Origin of the sequence: Streptococcus panodentis (assembly GCF_017884005.1) — a bacterium.
Lineage (GTDB): Bacteria > Bacillota > Bacilli > Lactobacillales > Streptococcaceae > Streptococcus > Streptococcus panodentis.
On sequence record NZ_QFAY01000019.1, the window covers coordinates 46791 to 62672 of the forward strand.

The 15882-nt window shown below is 44.4% G+C and carries 15 protein-coding genes, 2 tRNA genes and 1 pseudogene; 4 read left to right on the top strand and 14 right to left on the bottom strand.

Annotated features, from left to right (window positions below):
• The 12 genes and pseudogenes from DHL47_RS09180 to rlmD form a co-directional block, all read right to left on the bottom strand.
• The gene (locus DHL47_RS09180) at nucleotides 1-1248 is read right to left on the bottom strand and encodes a DUF262 domain-containing protein (RefSeq protein ID WP_209551648.1); all 1248 of its coding nucleotides are present in this window, start codon (nucleotides 1246-1248) and stop codon (nucleotides 1-3) included.
• A gap of 115 nt (nucleotides 1249-1363) precedes the next feature.
• Nucleotides 1364-1648, bottom strand: a complete 285-nt coding sequence (locus tag DHL47_RS09185) for a type II toxin-antitoxin system RelE family toxin (protein ID WP_209551649.1) — start codon at nucleotides 1646-1648, stop codon at nucleotides 1364-1366.
• Nucleotides 1641-1865, bottom strand: a complete 225-nt coding sequence (gene relB / locus DHL47_RS09190) for a type II toxin-antitoxin system RelB family antitoxin (protein WP_209551650.1) — start codon at nucleotides 1863-1865, stop codon at nucleotides 1641-1643. Before relB ends, DHL47_RS09185 begins: the two co-directional genes overlap by 8 nt.
• Nucleotides 1866-2507: 642 nt before the next feature.
• Nucleotides 2508-5156, bottom strand: coding sequence for a valine--tRNA ligase (locus DHL47_RS09195; RefSeq protein ID WP_209551651.1), 2649 nt, complete (start codon nucleotides 5154-5156; stop codon nucleotides 2508-2510).
• A gap of 12 nt (nucleotides 5157-5168) precedes the next feature.
• Nucleotides 5169-6131 carry a ribosome-binding factor A gene (locus DHL47_RS09200; RefSeq protein ID WP_209551652.1) on the bottom strand — a complete coding sequence of 321 codons (963 nt, stop codon included), beginning with the start codon at nucleotides 6129-6131 and terminating at the stop codon, nucleotides 5169-5171.
• A pseudogene (locus tag DHL47_RS13400) lies at nucleotides 6128-6280 on the bottom strand (GNAT family N-acetyltransferase); the annotation flags it as partial. The pseudogene DHL47_RS13400 and the gene DHL47_RS09200, both read right to left, overlap by 4 nt.
• 28 nt (nucleotides 6281-6308) lie before the next feature.
• Nucleotides 6309-7550, bottom strand: a complete 1242-nt coding sequence (locus DHL47_RS09205; protein WP_209551653.1) for a helix-hairpin-helix domain-containing protein — start codon at nucleotides 7548-7550, stop codon at nucleotides 6309-6311.
• Complete coding sequence (locus DHL47_RS09210) at nucleotides 7528-8127, bottom strand: GNAT family N-acetyltransferase (RefSeq protein ID WP_128837096.1); 600 nt, start codon at nucleotides 8125-8127, stop codon at nucleotides 7528-7530. Before DHL47_RS09210 ends, DHL47_RS09205 begins: the two co-directional genes overlap by 23 nt.
• Before the next feature lie 343 nt (nucleotides 8128-8470).
• Nucleotides 8471-8725 (bottom strand): DUF1912 family protein, encoded by a 255-nt coding sequence (locus DHL47_RS09215; RefSeq protein ID WP_209551654.1) that lies wholly within the window; start codon nucleotides 8723-8725, stop codon nucleotides 8471-8473.
• A gap of 26 nt (nucleotides 8726-8751) precedes the next feature.
• A complete protein-coding gene (locus DHL47_RS09220) occupies nucleotides 8752-10113 on the bottom strand; it encodes a DUF438 domain-containing protein (protein WP_209551655.1) in 1362 nt (453 codons plus the stop codon).
• Nucleotides 10113-10346, bottom strand: coding sequence for a DUF1858 domain-containing protein (locus DHL47_RS09225; protein WP_128837125.1), 234 nt, complete (start codon nucleotides 10344-10346; stop codon nucleotides 10113-10115). The genes DHL47_RS09220 and DHL47_RS09225 overlap by 1 nt, the downstream gene beginning before the upstream one ends.
• A 599-nt stretch (nucleotides 10347-10945) precedes the next feature.
• Nucleotides 10946-12316, bottom strand: a complete 1371-nt coding sequence (gene rlmD, locus DHL47_RS09230; RefSeq protein WP_209551656.1) for a 23S rRNA (uracil(1939)-C(5))-methyltransferase RlmD — start codon at nucleotides 12314-12316, stop codon at nucleotides 10946-10948.
• 55 nt (nucleotides 12317-12371) lie between these two features.
• On the opposite strand from rlmD, the gene DHL47_RS09235 reads away from it, so the two are divergent.
• The 4 genes from DHL47_RS09235 to DHL47_RS09250 all read left to right on the top strand — a co-directional run bounded on the left by DHL47_RS09235 (nucleotide 12372) and on the right by DHL47_RS09250 (nucleotide 15160).
• Nucleotides 12372-13148 carry an aminoglycoside 3'-phosphotransferase gene (locus DHL47_RS09235; RefSeq protein WP_209551657.1) on the top strand — a complete coding sequence of 259 codons (777 nt, stop codon included), beginning with the start codon at nucleotides 12372-12374 and terminating at the stop codon, nucleotides 13146-13148.
• 26 nt (nucleotides 13149-13174) lie between these two features.
• Complete coding sequence (gene recX, locus DHL47_RS09240) at nucleotides 13175-13951, top strand: recombination regulator RecX (protein WP_209551658.1); 777 nt, start codon at nucleotides 13175-13177, stop codon at nucleotides 13949-13951.
• 88 nt (nucleotides 13952-14039) lie between these two features.
• Entirely contained in the window at nucleotides 14040-14573 is a 534-nt protein-coding gene (ntdP, locus tag DHL47_RS09245) for a nucleoside tri-diphosphate phosphatase (RefSeq protein ID WP_128837101.1), read from the top strand.
• 269 nt (nucleotides 14574-14842) lie between these two features.
• Nucleotides 14843-15160 carry a DUF960 domain-containing protein gene (locus tag DHL47_RS09250; protein ID WP_128837102.1) on the top strand — a complete coding sequence of 106 codons (318 nt, stop codon included), beginning with the start codon at nucleotides 14843-14845 and terminating at the stop codon, nucleotides 15158-15160.
• Nucleotides 15161-15691: 531 nt separating this feature from the next.
• Here the strand turns inward: DHL47_RS09250 and DHL47_RS09255 are convergent.
• Nucleotides 15692-15765, bottom strand: a tRNA-Pro gene (locus DHL47_RS09255).
• Between the two features lie 42 nt (nucleotides 15766-15807).
• Nucleotides 15808-15881, bottom strand: a tRNA-Arg gene (locus tag DHL47_RS09260).
• Nucleotide 15882: the final 1 nt, after the last annotated feature.

Below are 15882 nucleotides of genomic sequence, written 5' to 3' on the forward strand. Positions count from 1 at the left end.
TTATACTCCTAACTTTTCAAATAATTTTTTCCCCCATTTATACCGTTTAGCAAAATTAGTAGTATTATTGGTTCCTCTAACAAATAAATCGGCATTTTCTTGTTTCAAAAATTCTTTAAAAGAAGCTCGAATCTGTTCTTTTTTCTCCTCAATTATTGCTAGAGGGATTCTAGATAGTGTGATTAATTGCACTTCGGCAACCGTTTTATTAATGCTAGTTGCCAACTCCTTGTCATCTATCCGTTTAAATGCTTCATTACCAAAAACTAATCTAACTTTCTTTATAGCATCTAAAGCAAATTTTTCTAAATCGTTAGATTTTTTCTCATCGTTTCTGAACTCTTTCAAAAACTCAATGATAGCAGTATTTAATCTTCCACCATATGTCCTAACTTTTTTTCCTCCCAGATGTTCCGGATACTTAACTTCAACTTGTTTTATATTCCAACTTACATCATCCACAAACTCCCTTAAAACAAAAGCACGTAGCAATATCTCGTTATAGCCATACCTTTTTTTCAAAACAGCTCTTTTCCCAAAAATTTCATCAACTTCTTCTAATTCACAAACCTTGTTTAATGCAGATAAAAACTTACCCCTATACATTACATTTAATAACTCTTGACCATTTAACTTAATAGAACCCTGGTTTATCCTTGAAAAAATATCATATTTAATATCTTCAGAAGAATCTTTTTGGATGATCACAATAGATAATGAGACGTTTTTAAATTTACGCTGCATTTTTTCATCCAGTTCAAGTAAAGTTTTTCTATTGAAATCTGATAGTGTATTTAAACCTCCTAATTTCAAAGGTTCTAATTCTAATAACTGTTGATTAGCATCACTAAAACTAGATAACTCTTCTTGTGATAAAATTGATTTAAAGAAAGCAAAGACAGTAGTGAGACGTTGTTGTCCATCAATTACTTCTAATGTCTCATCCTCATTTTCAGCAAGAAAAATTGTAGGGATAGGAATTGAAAGTAACAAAGATTCAATAAACTGTGACATTGTTTTCTGGTTCCAGACAAATTTTCTTTGATACTCCGGCTGTAAAATCAGTTCCCCTTCTTTTATCATACGAATCAAATCAGAAGTAGATTTATCAACCTTATCTATATACAATTTCCTATTTGAAGGGGTCTCATCAACTTCTCCCTCTTCTTCAGAATCAATATCAATTTGTTCATTATCAATGTTATCTAATAAAACATTCTCTGAATATATATCTAAAAGATTTGCCATCTAAAATTCCTCCTTTATGTTTCATATTATACCAAAAAAACACAGTTTTTACACCGTGTTTTCCGTTCTCTGTATGCAACATTCGCGCACTGGCAGATTGCCTGAAATTCTACTTTCACTCCTCCCCTTTAAACTGATAAACCTCCGAACGCTTGGCCACATGGAGATTGAGAATTACAAAATCTTCATCGTCAACTTTAGCAATAATCCGATAAGTTCCGACACGAAAGCGCACATAGCCCGAGAGCCTGCCGGTCAGGTATTTCCCTGGCGCTTTAGGAAAGTCCACGTTCACCAAATGTTTGTCAATCCACTTGGCAATGACCCGTTGCGTCCCCCTGTCCAATTTGTCCATAGCCTTGAAAAAAGTTGAGGCATAACGAACCTGATATCTAGCCATAGCGCTTCTTCATCTCGTCGTGAGAGTGGATCGTCTGTCCATCGTCCAGCCACTCCTGCATGGCCAAGTCAGCTTCTTGAATGTCATAAAGATCCTCTAACTTTTCTGCCAAAACCTGGGCAATAAATTCTGACTTAGAAATATTGTGGGAACTCGTCCACAAAGTCAGCTTTTCATTTAATTCATCCGACAAACGGACCGAAGTTGGTACAGCCATCAAATCACTCCTTTTACTTTTTATTCTGTAGTTACATTCTACTACAGTTGAAGCCAAAAAACAAATTAAACAGGACTTTCACTATAATATTCGGAAAAATGCTCAGAAAATAGGAAAACACGGATAATTCACCGTGTTCAGAACGTAGACAAATTCCATTTTCTTTGTAAAAATTTTATAAATTCTTACAAAGAATTAAGAAAAAGCTCATTGCTATAATTAAAACAAAGATCAACCAAGTCTTTCCGCTGTGAGAAAAGCGCCTGAAACTCTTTAGTTTCAGGCGCTCGGAAGATTTGAGACTTTAGGCTCAAATCTTAGGTATGGAATTCCGAAGGAAGTCGCTACCGTCCGCACTCACTTAAGGAAAGACTTTGGATAACTTTGTCTTCAGTCTCAACACGGATAATTCACCGTGTTTTCTGTTCTCATTGTTCAAAATTAGTGAGGCATCCCGATACTTTTCGCTTGTTATCGTATCCTTAGGTCTAGCGCGGCTAAAAGCAGCTTCAGCCTAGGCAGCGAGGTGCAGGTAGCTCAAAAGCTCTGGGGGAGCTTTTGAGGTTGGAGATAAAACTTCCTATAGGAAGTGTCAAAAGTACGGCAAGCAGAGCTAACGACGGATCAAGCGATTTTAGACCGCTAGACAAGTTTCCTCATCTCCGCAATCCGCTCCTCTGTCGCATCATACTTGGCCTGGTAGTCGGCTTGTTTTTGCCGCTCTTTCTCGACGACTTCTGCTTTGGCGTTGGCGACGAAGCGTTCGTTGCTGAGTTTTTTGCCGACCAGGTCCAGTTCCTTCTGCCATTTGGCCAATTCTTTTTCCAGACGGGCCAACTCTTCCTCGACATTGAGGAGGTCAGCCAGGGGCAGGTAGATTTCAGCGCCGGTGATGATGCTGGACATGACCAGCTCTGGCACTTCTAGATCCGCTCCGATTTCCAGATGTTCTGGGTTGGTGAAACGCTTGATATAGTTGACATTGGCCTTGAAAAATTCTTCCAGCGCGCCGTCTGTCGTCTTAATCAAGATGCTAATCGGCTTGCTTGGAGCCACATTGACTTCAGCCCTGCTATTGCGCACCGAACGGATCAGATCCTTAAGGGCTTCCACGCCAGCTGCTGCCTCAGCATCGTCAAACTCTGGACGAACCACTGGATAAGCCGCTGTCACAATGCTGCCTTCTGAGATCTGACCAAAGATTTCCTCAGTCACAAAAGGCATGATGGGGTGAAGCAGGCGCAGGATTTGGTCCAGCGTGTAGAGGAGGACAGAGCGGGTGATGACCTTTTCGTCTTCATTGTCGCTGTAAAGCACCTCCTTGGTCAGCTCCACATACCAGTCAGCAAACTCGTCCCAGATGAAGTTGTAGAGGATATGGCCAGCCACACCAAACTCAAACTTATCAAAGTTTTCAGTGACCTTGCCAATGGTTTCATTGAGATTGTGGAGGATCCAGCGGTCGGTGACATTGCCAGCCTGGCCAGCCGCCACCTGGGCCACATGCTCACGCGCCGCATCCAGCGTCAAGCCCTCATTATTCATGAGGATATAGCGGGAAATGTTCCAGATTTTGTTAATGAAATTCCAGGAAGCATCCATCTTTTCATAGCTGAAGCGGACATCCTGACCTGGGGCAGAACCGTTTGACAGGAACCAGCGCAAAGCATCGGCACCGTACTTGTCAATAACATCCATCGGATCAATCCCGTTGCCCAGAGACTTGGACATCTTGCGCCCCTGCTCATCACGAATAAGCCCATGAATGAGGACATTTTGGAAAGGCTGACGGCCGGTGAATTCCAGAGATTGGAAAATCATCCGAGATACCCAGAAAAAGATGATGTCATAACCCGTTACCAAGGTTGAGGTCGGGAAGTAACGCTTGAAGTCTGCTGAGTCTACATCCGGCCAGCCCATGGTTGAGAAGGGCCAAAGAGCCGAGCTGAACCAAGTATCCAGCACGTCTTCGTCCTGGGTCCAGCCGTCCCCTTCCGGTGCCTCTTCGCCCACATAAATCTCGCCTTGAGCATTGTACCAGGCCGGGATTTGGTGCCCCCACCAGAGCTGGCGGGAAATGACCCAGTCGTGGACATTTTCCATCCACTGGAGGAAGGTATCATTAAAGCGCGGCGGGTAAAATTCTACCTTATCGTCGGTAGCTTGGTTGGCAATGGCATTCTTGGCCAGCTGGTCCATCTTGACAAACCACTGGGTAGACAGGCGTGGCTCAACGACTACACCGGTCCGCTCTGAGTGGCCGACGGAGTGGACCCGCTTGTCAATCTTGACTAGGGCACCGATTTCTTCCAGCTTCTTGACAACTGCCTTACGAGCTTCAAAGCGGTCCAGACCGGCAAATTCAAAGGCTAAGTCATTCATCGTTCCGTCGTCGTTCATGACATTGACTTGCGGCAGCTTGTGGCGCTGACCGACCTCAAAGTCGTTGGGGTCATGGGCCGGAGTAATTTTCACGACACCTGTACCAAACTCGGGATCTGCATGTTCGTCAGCCACGATGGGAATCAATTTATTGGCAATCGGCAGGACGACATTTTGGCCAATCAAGTCCTTGTAGCGGGGATCTTCCGGATTGACCGCAACGGCTACGTCCCCAAACATGGTCTCCGGACGGGTGGTCGCCACTTCCAGAGCACGAGAACCGTCTTCCAGCACATAGTTCATGTGGTAGAAGGCCCCTTCCACATCCTTGTGGATGACCTCGATGTCAGACAAGGCTGTGCGGGCCGCCGGATCCCAGTTGATGATAAATTCCCCGCGGTAGATCCAGCCTTTTTTGTAGAGTTCGACAAAGACCTTGCGGACAGCTTTTGACAGGCCCTCATCCAGAGTAAAACGCTCACGAGAGTAGTCGACAGACAGGCCCATCTTGCCCCACTGCTCCTTGATAGTGGTTGCGTATTCGTCCTTCCATTCCCAGACCTTATCCAGGAATTTCTCCCGGCCTAGATCATAGCGGGATACGCCCTGCTCCCGCAGGCGCTCCTCAACCTTGGCCTGAGTCGCAATCCCTGCATGGTCCATGCCTGGCAGCCAGAGGGTATCAAAGCCCTGCATGCGCTTCTGACGGATGATAATATCCTGCAAAGTCGTGTCCCAAGCGTGACCAAGATGCAATTTCCCTGTCACATTCGGCGGCGGAATCACGATAGAGTAAGGGTGTGCCTTCTTGTCGCCTGACGGCTTGAAAACATCCGCCTCCAGCCATTTCGCGTAGCGGCCAGCCTCAACCTCGGCTGGATTGTATTTTGGTGAAAGTTGTTTAGACATGTGTGATCTCCTTTAATTACTTTTATTGATAATATTAACCAAACCAATTTTTGAAAGTTCAATATAAATCTCTTCAATTTCAGCAAATGATGCAAGTGGTGACATAGTATAATTTCCAGGATTATATTTGAGATCGTACTTGCTTATCTTTGAAATATAATACCTAGAGTGTTTCAATTTTAATGATTCCAACTTTGATTTAATATCTACTAATGTATTATGGTTTAACTTTAAAAACAACTTATTATAATTAGCATAGAGCTCTGTGAGAGCATTAGAGTATTCTTTCACTAGAGCTATAGCATCAATCTTAGATGTTTCTTGATTTAGTTTTATCAACTCCACTTTCAATTTTTTCCATTTAAAGTTGGAATTTAAAAGATAATCTAAATCAATATAGAAATCAATTATAACAGTTTCATCATCTGGGCTAACAGCTTTTACTTTATTTATTGGTAAGTCAATATGTTGTGAATAATTCCTCAATGAATGACAAAATCGATAAGCAAAATTGGTATCATACTGATAGCTTGCAAAACCATGTATACAATCAAACTCCTCACTATCCTTGGAATATTTTTGTTTAATTTGGTTTTCATTAAAATCGACAAACAATTTTCCACTGGATAATAAATGAATCATGAAACGATTCACGTCTGCCTCTTCAATTTCTAATTCCTTTGACTCAAGTTTATTCTTAATACTTAAAAAATCCGAGACATCTGAAATAAACAATTCGAACATATTCTTGATTTTTTGAAAATCCTTTTGAATCTCAAGAATTTGGTTCGAGACTGACATTATTTCCTTGGTTGGTTCAATATTAGAGATGACAATACGTTTTTCATTGTTGTTAATTTCTAAATAAGCTAATCGCTCGATAATATCACTATCATTTAATTCAGCGTACTCCACATCAATTTGACGTAACTGTTCCTCAGATAAAGAGCTTACTTCCTCTTTTACATCGCTCATCTTATTCCCTCCCACTCCCTCTTCAGCAATCCATATCTCATCTCGTCGCAGCGATTGCCCTGAGTATCCTTACGATCCCTTATACGAGTTTCGACAGTAAAGTCAATCTTCTCTATGATTCGTCTGCTTTAGCGATTGTAATTAAAGCAAGCCCGCTTCATCCCTTTCAATAAACGATTAATTCGCTTTGTTAAACTTTATACCATTTTCTTTTAGTTTTTTAACCGTAACAGGACCAATGCCTTTTAAAGCTAGGACTTCTTTTTCTGTCCAATCTTTGAAATCAGCTGAGGTACTAATGCCATTGTCTAAGAAAATTCGAGCGTAATCCATTCGAATCCCCTTCATTTCGGGTTCCCCCATTAAAGAAAATAAGTCAGCGAGCTCAGCCAAACCTTCTTCTAGTCCATAAGGAATGGTAATATGCTCCTTGCCTCCTAATTTTTTAGCTTCATTAGACAAAAATTCCGTTAGGATAATGTTTTTCTCTAAAAAATCAAAAAGCGGATAGAGACTCGCCATCAGCGACTCGTTTGAGTTAGGATAGTAGAATTCTTGCTCTTCTATTTCAAACACTTGGAAATACCAGTCTTTTGCAGCAAAGAAGGCAATCGCTTCAGTATTCATCTCCGCTAACTTTGCAAATAATTTTCTTGCTTCCTCTAGTTTTCCTCGCAAGAAAGCAGCAATAACAGCATGTACCAATACAGTATCATCGCATTTTCCTTTATTCAGTGCCTCTTGATAGAAGCGCTCAACCTTTATCTCCTGACCAGTCATATGATACAGGGAAAGCATACAGAAAACAAAATTGGGCGGGAAGCGTTCTGGTCGCTTACTTAGGTACAAATCAACCAATTCCAAGGCTTTATGGTAACAGCCTTCTCCCATATAATATTCAATCAGAAACAGCAGTGCAGTTAAAACTGGACGAGACTCAAAATAATTCCAATCGTTGTATCTATTTGTTTTCCATTTTGATAACACAAGGGCTTCAAATTCTAAGACTTTTTCAAAGGTCGGCAAATCAAAGTCTTCAACTTCTGATGCAAATAGATGAAACTCCGCCGCGAAATAATCTGGATTGAGCTCTAACACTTGTTTCAGCAAGTTGTTTCGTTTATATTTGTTGGGCGTATGCATCGCTTTTCTAAAAAGTTCATGATCTGGATTCCAAATAAAAGTCCCGTTTCTTAATTGATGACTGATTTCCTGAACATCTGGATAATCGCCATGCTCATCAGCGTATTGGATTATTGCGGTGTGTTGCTCATCAAAGTTTTGAATACGGCGCCGCTCTACGAATACTGGCTTGTGAGCTAATGCTTCTGTCCATGCAGCTTCTTCTTCAGAAATGACTTTGATATTCAATTTCTGCTGACGTTTTAATTCTTTTTTACGATTTTTCTTTTTTGCCATGTTCTTTCTCCTTCCACTCACTCTTCAGCAGTCCATACCTCAGCTCTGCGCAGCGCTTGCCTTGGGTATCTTTGCGATCACGGATACGTCCTTCCAGACTAAAGCCCAGTTTCTCCGCCACGCGCTGGCTCTGCCTGTTGTAATCATAGCAGACGATTTCAACCTTATGAAGGTTCAAAATAGTAAAAGCCACTTCAATCAAGGCACTGACCGCCTCAGCCATATAGCCCTGCCCCCAGTAGTCCGGATGCAGCAGGTAGCCAATCTCAAAGACATCATCCGCATGGCGGTGATTGAAATCACAGGAGCCAATGACTTGATCGCTTCCTTTGACCGTAATCCCATAGCCCGACGGCAGGCCTTTCTTTTCAAGATTTTGATAGTAATGATTTTCAAAATAATCATACTCATCTTGCAGAGTTTCAATCAGGGGAACGGCCGCAGGATAGCAAACCTCAGGCAGGCTGACATAGTCAAACATAGCGGGCACGTCCTCCGACGTCCGCTGGCGCAGAATCAAGCGCTCTGTTTCAAGCCTCGGCAATTCTTTGCCATTGTACTTTTCTAAGATTTTCATGTGCCGCCTCCTTTTATAAAATAAAAATATCCCTGCCATATCCATGACAGGGACGAATGTGTTTATCCGCGGTACCACCCAATTTCGGGCAGAGCCCGCAACTCTCGTCTTCTTGTTTTTCTTTTATGACGTCGTTAGCTCGCTTTGACGTACTTCAGTACAGCCTGCAACTCGCTGCCTAGTCCTAAAAGGAAACAAAAAGACTATTCTAATATTTTAATTTTTCATCCATCAGCAACCAGCTTTGACGCATTTGTGGACTTCTCAGCACCGCCACTTTCTGTAAAATGCGGGATTCAAAACACCTCTGATGAACCTATTCTATCACCTTTCCAGCGAAAAATCAATAATTTCTCTCACCCAAAAGTCCGTCTGGCAGGTCGTGAAATCCCTTGCCTGCCTGATAATTGGCAAACTTACCCAAGAGAAACTGATAGGCATCTAGACGGCTTTCATAGCGGATAGCGGCCTCTCGGGCCCGCTCGTCCTGATCTGCCTCATAGACAGCCTGACTCTCCTTGAGCGCCATTTCATTGATCATAACCTGGGTCTTGACCCAAGCCTCAAACTCCTGCAAAAATTCCTGTTCGTAGCTCATTTTTCTCACTTTCTAGCTGCAGATACTTAGTCCAAATCTCGGTAAAAATCACTGTCAATGTCACGGAAGGGCTGAATGTCCTGCACATACTCCAGCACCCCCTGAAATTCCCCAGCTTCATCCCGCACCGCCGCATAGGTCACATGGACAAACTTGCCCCGCGATTCCGACCTGAACCACATCTCAAACTTGTCCCGCTGCCCCTCGCGCAGAGCCTTGAAAATCCGCCGCACCTTGTCCAAAAACTTAGGCGGATGGCAAAGCTCGACATGGCGCCCTATCTGGGACGGCGTCCGTTTGAAAATCATCTCGTCCGCCGGCACACTGTCATTGTAATACTGGAAAATATCCTCCTTATTGACAAAGGTAATCTCCATGGGCAGATGGTCCAAAATCAAATTGGCCTCCGTCACCGACAGATAGCCATGGCCAAAAGGCTGCTGGGACTCCCGATTAAAGGTTTGCTCTTTCTTTTCCTTAGGCTCAAAGGAAATAGTGACCTGCCCATCCGGCGTATCAATGACCTGCTGAAACCTGCCATCACTAGGCTGCTCTCTACTGGCTGCCGCTTCGCTGCCTGCATCAGCAGCCTCCCCAGCTTCCTCCTCCGAGAATGAGTGCCGCTCAGGAATCCATTTCTCCGTCGGCTTGATGATGGCATAGCCATAAGCCTCGCTCTCCTCGGCAATCTTGAGCCAGTCATCCTGATGAAAGGACTCGAGGAGTATCATGAGCAAAATGGACTCTTCCTTGAAAATCATAGCTTCAAACTCAGCCGCAAAGATTTCAAACTTTTCCTTGACTGCGGAAACCTCTAACTCCGGCAGCTGCTGAGCAGCTGCCCTAGCTTCCTGAAAAAGCCCGCGGATCTGATCATCCACGCCCCACATGACCTTGGGCGGCGAATCATGCCCATAGCTCTCCATGATGGGAAACATGAGCTCTTCCTTGCGCTGATAGTGAATAGCAAACTGTCCGACCAAGCCCAGCTGCCGCAGCAGACCCTTGCCAATCTCCGTCAGCATCTCTGCATCATCAGACTGCTCATAGGTATCCAGAAGCCGCCGCACCCGCATGAGGGCTGCCCGCAGAGCTAGATTTTCCTGCTTGAAAATCTGCACCGGATGACCCGGATGATCCGTATCGGCCACTTCTACATTCTGCACAGCTCCCTTAAAAAGGTTGGCATGCACATTGCAAAGGGACATGACATCTTCAAAGGTCACACCCGAATCCGAATTCATCAGCTCATGCTCCATTAAGCTGATTTCAATGGCGGACACACCTGTAAAATGCTCGTTAAAGAGTTCCTGAACCGATTCCGCCGAAGCACCCTGATGCAAATCCAGCAGAATGGATTTGAGAATCTCAATCCGCTCCGCAGCCATCAGTCTATACCAGCTACTTCATAACCATTAGCTTCCAGCAGGGACTGAATCTTTTCAATGGGCAGACCGTGCATCGCTGCACCCTGCAGGAGACTGACTTGGCGTCCGACCGTTTCCCGCATCTGCGGATTGGCCAAAGGAGCAAAGCCCAGCTCCACCAGAATATCCAAAACCTCTGGATGCGCATCAATCACTTCTGCTACCGGAATAGACAAATCAATCACATTGTTCATATCAGCTACCTCACTGTCTTTTTCTATCATTATACCACAAAAGCCCTCCCAGACTCAAAGTATCGTCATTTAGTTTCTCTTTTATTCCGTCGTTAACTCGCTTTGTTTTGGTAAAAAAACTCTTGACGCGGTCAAAACCTCCACTGGAGCTTTTTGACACTTCCTAGCGGAAGCTCTATCTGCCACCTCAAAACCTCCACTGGAGCTTTTTGACACTTCCTAGCGGAAGCTTTATCTGCCACCTCAAAACCTCCACTGGAGCTTTTTGACACTTCCTAGCGGAAGCTTTATCTGCCACCTCAAAACCTCCACTGGAGCTTTTTGCTCAAAACCTCCACTGGAGCTTTTTGACACTTCCTAGCGGAAGCTTTATCTGCCACCTCAAAACCTCCACTGGAGCTTTTGAGCAGCTCGCTGTCCTATCGTCCTGTGTTTTAAGCGATTGGCTGAAACTGTCCCCCGGACAGTTTCACTGCTAAAAGCAAAGGAAAAGACTATAAAAAAGAAAAGCGAGAAAGGGATTCTCCTCTCGCACGCTTCCTTTCTTCGCCTATCCAATTCTAATTAAAATAACTAACTCTATCAGGCAGACGCTGAGCTCAAGGCATTCTGACCGATTCCTTCCTCACCAGCTTGACCACCGCTTCTGTCCGAGCGGTATGGGGAAACATATCCACCGACTGGATATAGCGGACATCATAGACCTGACTGAGCTTGACCAAATCCCGCGCCAACGTGGAGACATTGCAGGATACATAAACCATCTTTGGGGGCGCATAGCGGATGATGGTCTCCAGCAGCCTGTCGTCCAGTCCTGTCCGCGGCGGATCGGCAATCAAAGCATCCGCCCGATAGCCTTCCCGATACCAACGGGGAATCACTTCCTCTGCCGTCCCAGCCTCGTAGTGGGTATTGTCAAAGCCCATCCGCTTTGCATTGCGCTTAGCGTCTTCAATCGCTTCTGGAATGATATCCATACCGCGCAGGGATTTGACCCGCTTGGCAAAAGCAAAGCCGATGGTCCCTACCCCGCAGTAAGCATCCATCAAATGGTCTTCGGGGCCGACATCCAGCGCCTTGACCGCTTCGCTGTAGAGCAGCTCGGTCTGCTCAGGATTGAGCTGATAAAAGGCCCGAGGCGACAGGGAAAATTCATAGTCCAGCACCCCTTCTTGAATGGCCTCTTTTCCCCAGATGATTTCTGTCCTGTCCCCATAAATTTCACTGGATTTGCTGGTTTGGTAATTGACCGCTACCGTCTCAATTTCCGGAAATTCCGCTGTCAAATCCCTGACCAAATCTGAAAAATCCAGTTTCCGGCTGGTCACAAAAATCATCTGAACCTGACCGGTCTTGCGGGCCCTGCGGACCATCACCGTCCGGACTCCGGCGGTCCTGCGCTCATCATAGATGGGCAGCCTGTATTTCCCTAAAAGCCGGGCCGCCTTATTGATGATTTTTTGCGTCAGCTTGTCCTGAACCAAACAGTTTTTCAGCGAGACCAGATAGTGAGAATTCTGCGCATAGAGACCTGCCTTGACCTCGCCCTTGAACTTCCGAGTCTGAAACTGCAGCTTGGCCCGGTAATAGAGCGGCTCCTGCATACCGATGGTCGGCCGAATGTCATAACTTTCATAACCCGCCGGCGCAAATTTTTTCAGAGCCTGCCGCAGCAAGTCTTCCTTGAATTCCAGCTGCTTGTCATAGTGCAGGTGCATGATCTGGCAGCCGCCGCAGCTGTCATAGATCTCACAAGGCGCCTCCACCCGAAATTTTGACCGCTTATTGATAGTCAAGAGCTTGGCCTCGATAAAATTCCGCTGGACCTTGGTCACCTGACAGTAAACTTCCTCGCCCTTGAGCGCCCCCGGCACAAAGACCAGCGTCTTCTTATAAAATCCAATCCCTTCCCCATTAATGCCCATTTTCTTAATTTTCAAAGGGATTCTTTGCTTCACTTTCACATTCATGCTTCTATTATACCACGCAGCCTCGCATTCGTTGAGAATATGTTACAATAAAAGTATGAAAACAGAAAAAATATCTCTCCCACTGGACCATTTCCCTCAAGAAATACGAACTGATATAGAGAGGGCCAATATTTACGATTCTTCCTCCCATTCAGGGGCAACAGTCCTTTACTTAGACACAGGCTATTACCTGAAGATGGACCAAAAAGGCAAATTAGCCCAGGAAGTCACACTTGCCAAATGGTTTGAAGAGCAAGGACTCGGCGTCCCAGTCCTTTCCTATTTCAGTACAGATCAGGACTATCTGCTGACCAGAGAAGCTTCCGACAAAAGCGCCCTTGCATTTCTCGGGCAGGCAGAAGCACTGTGCCAGACCATGGCAGCCTCACTCAAAAAACTTCACGTCCTGCGGCCCCGGCATTTCCCAGTCAGCAATCGCATCGAAGATTACAAACAAGAAGCTAAGGACAACTACCAAAAAGGCTGCTTTTACGAAAAGGCTTTACTGCCCCAATTTCAAATCCAGAATCGAGAAGAAGCCTATCAGCTGATCCAGGATCAAGGACACCTTTTGACAGCAGATGCCTTGATCCACGGAGATGCCTGCCTGCCCAATTTTATCCTGAAAGACGCAGCAACCTTTTCCTGCTTTATTGATTTAGGATTAGCCGGCTTCAGCGACCGGCATATTGACCTTTACTGGGCCATCTGGTCTCTTACTTATAATTTATCTGATCCTCAATATGCAGAGCTCTTTCTAGACTACTATGGCAGGAAGGATGTCGATGCAGACAAACTCCGCCTGATTGCCGCCTTTGAAGCCTTTGGCTAGAAGAAAGGAATTCTCAACCACCACCTATGAAAATCACCAAAATCGAAAAGAAAAAGCGCCTCTATCTGCTGGAGCTGGACGACAGTGAGCGGCTCTATATTACAGAAGACACCATTGTCCGTTTCATGCTGTCTAAGGGGATGGAAATAGAGGAGCAGGATTTGCAGGAAATCCAAGAGTATGCCCAATTTTCCCATGGAAAAAATCTGGCTCTCTATCACCTGTCCTTCAAGCAGCGAACCACTCAGGAAGTACGGAATTATCTGGTCGCACACGGCATTGAAGAAAGCATCATCAGCAGCGTCATTGGCAAGCTCAAAGCTGACAGTTGGCTGGACGACCGCCAGTATGCCCAGTCTTTTATCCAGTCCAATCTGCTTTCAGGGGACAAAGGCCCCTACGTCCTTCAGCAAAAGCTGAGTCAAAAAGGCATTTCCAGCGCAGTTATTGAGGAAGAACTTAATCAGTCTGACTTCACAGAATTGACCGATAAGGTGGCCGAAAAATTACTGAAAAAATATCTGGGAAATCTCCCCAGCAAGGCCCTGCAGGATAAAATTCTCCAATCCTTGATTAATAAAGGATTCTCCTACAGCCAAGCCAAAGCAGCTTATCAGCATCTAGAAATCGAAGAAGACGAAGAAAGCCAGCAAGAGCTGCTCTACAAAGAGCTGGACAAGCAATACCGCAAATATTCCAAAAAATACGATGGTTACGACTTAAAACAGCGCCTCACTCAGGCCTTGGCCCGTAAAGGCTATGATTTTTCTGACATTGCCAGCGCCCTGAGGGAATATCTGTAAGTTTTTTCTCTGAAAACTTATGCATTTCTATGAAAATATGTTACAATAAAGGTGATAAACTTTAAAAATTGTAGAAAGTTGGTAAGTTATGAAACTTCCAAAAGAAGGCGACTTTATTACAATTCAAAGTTATAAGCATGATGGGAATCTTCACCGCACTTGGCGAGATACCATGGTACTAAAGACAACAGAAAACGCCATTATCGGCGTCAATGACCATACCTTAGTAACAGAGAGCGATGGCCGACGCTGGGTAACACGCGAACCCGCCATTGTCTACTTTCATAAGAAATATTGGTTTAATATCATTGCCATGATTCGTGACAATGGAACCTCCTATTACTGCAATCTGGCCAGTCCTTACTATTTGGACAGCGAAGCCCTCAAATACATTGACTATGATTTGGATGTCAAGGTCTTTGCAGACGGTGAAAAGCGTCTGCTGGATGTCGAGGAATATGAACGCCACAAAAAACAGATGAAATATTCTAATGATTTGGATTTCATTCTCAAAGAAAATGTCAAAATCCTGGTTGACTGGATCAATAAAGGGCGAGGTCCGTTTTCAGATGCTTATGTAAATATTTGGTACAAACGTTATGTTGAACTAAAGAATCGATAAAGTTGTCAAAGAGCGCAAGCTCTTTTTCTTTTGTCAAGCTGACTTTTCGAAAAGGCCGTACTTAATGAAAATCATCAGCAAACCAAGAAAGCAGGCGCTGGCATGCTGGCGAACAGAAAGACGCCGCTGACATAATCGGAAGAAATTTCCGACGAGTATGGAGATTCGAAAGATTGGATCGGACAGGGGTTAAAGCATAGCAATTCCTTGCTTTCTCAAGTATTTTTCGGTATGATATAAGAAAATCAGCTGCAGGAAAGGAGTCTCTCATGGCATTTACAAATACACACGGAAGATACGCCAGCTTTGGCATTATGACCAGCCTCCCTGAGGAAATCGTAGACTCTTTTTGGCATATCATTGACAATAATCTCAAAGGGGTTTTCGAACTGCGCTCTGTCCTTAAGTTCGAAATCATCAATCACAAGGGAAAAGTCACTCTGCGATTCACCCAGAAAAATTTCAACACAGCCATCGCCTTTGATTTAAACTATCCTTTCGACCCCTATTTCCCTAGAAAAGTCTATATTGTTGACAACGATGGAAAAGAAACCATTATGCTGTCAGATGAATATTCACTGATGTAATTTCACTCTGTATTCAAATCCTGAAAATTCAGACTAGCCAGCGCCTGAAAGACCGACAGAAAAGATCCGCAGGACCAGACATGACTGCCAATATAGCTTATACTTTTCAAAGAAATTTGGAGATGACCAAGCAAACCGATGCAGGTAGAATAGGACTTCATCAAAGACCTCTAATGCAGCCTTCTTCGACTTTCAAAGAGTATTAGCATGGTTAGCTCACCTTGTCGTACGCTTTTTGTAACTATACACAACTTCAAAATGGTGTTTTGAGCAGTCTGCCGCTCGCCCTGCCTATCATTTTCTAATTTCAAGATGATAGACTAAAATCAAACTAAAAAAATATCCAAGCTTCACTAGTTTTATTGACAACTTTCAAGAGCTCGAGAAGCTAACAATTTATAAGAACATTTGGAAAACATCAAGCGCCAGAATAACAAAAGAAATCCGAAATGTACATTCCGGACTCTTATTGATTTCAAAAAAGAAGCTAGTGCAGCCCCTCATGATGGCTGCACCAGCGCGAATCTTCTATCGGGAAGACAGGATTCGAACCTGCGACACCTTGGTCCCAAACCAAGTACTCTACCAAGCTGAGCTACTTCCCGCAAACAATCTAAAAACGGAGTCAACCGACTTCGCTTTTTCTATGCACCCTAGAGGAGTCGAACCTCTAACCGCCTGATTCGTAGTCAGGTACTCTATCCAGTTGAGCTAAGGGTGCT

Bases quoted from the DNA above. Each gene is read 5' to 3' on its own strand.
- ntdP (WP_128837101.1), top strand. From the start codon at position 14,040: ATGAAACTTCCAAAAGAAGGCGACTTTATTACAATTCAAAGTTATAAG.
- DHL47_RS09195 (WP_209551651.1), bottom strand. From the start codon at position 5,156: ATGTCTAAACAACTTTCACCAAAATACAATCCAGCCGAGGTTGAGGCT.
- DHL47_RS09180 (WP_209551648.1), bottom strand. From the start codon at position 1,248: ATGGCAAATCTTTTAGATATATATTCAGAGAATGTTTTATTAGATAAC.
- recX (WP_209551658.1), top strand. From the start codon at position 13,175: ATGAAAATCACCAAAATCGAAAAGAAAAAGCGCCTCTATCTGCTGGAG.
- DHL47_RS09220 (WP_209551655.1), bottom strand. From the start codon at position 10,113: ATGGCTGCGGAGCGGATTGAGATTCTCAAATCCATTCTGCTGGATTTG.
- DHL47_RS09200 (WP_209551652.1), bottom strand. From the start codon at position 6,131: ATGAGCGATGTAAAAGAGGAAGTAAGCTCTTTATCTGAGGAACAGTTA.
- relB (WP_209551650.1), bottom strand. From the start codon at position 1,865: ATGGCTGTACCAACTTCGGTCCGTTTGTCGGATGAATTAAATGAAAAG.
- DHL47_RS09185 (WP_209551649.1), bottom strand. From the start codon at position 1,648: ATGGCTAGATATCAGGTTCGTTATGCCTCAACTTTTTTCAAGGCTATG.
- DHL47_RS09225 (WP_128837125.1), bottom strand. From the start codon at position 10,346: ATGAACAATGTGATTGATTTGTCTATTCCGGTAGCAGAAGTGATTGAT.
- DHL47_RS09235 (WP_209551657.1), top strand. From the start codon at position 12,372: ATGAAAACAGAAAAAATATCTCTCCCACTGGACCATTTCCCTCAAGAA.
- DHL47_RS09250 (WP_128837102.1), top strand. From the start codon at position 14,843: ATGGCATTTACAAATACACACGGAAGATACGCCAGCTTTGGCATTATG.
- DHL47_RS09205 (WP_209551653.1), bottom strand. From the start codon at position 7,550: ATGGCAAAAAAGAAAAATCGTAAAAAAGAATTAAAACGTCAGCAGAAA.
- rlmD (WP_209551656.1), bottom strand. From the start codon at position 12,316: ATGAATGTGAAAGTGAAGCAAAGAATCCCTTTGAAAATTAAGAAAATG.
- DHL47_RS09215 (WP_209551654.1), bottom strand. From the start codon at position 8,725: ATGAGCTACGAACAGGAATTTTTGCAGGAGTTTGAGGCTTGGGTCAAG.
- DHL47_RS09210 (WP_128837096.1), bottom strand. From the start codon at position 8,127: ATGAAAATCTTAGAAAAGTACAATGGCAAAGAATTGCCGAGGCTTGAA.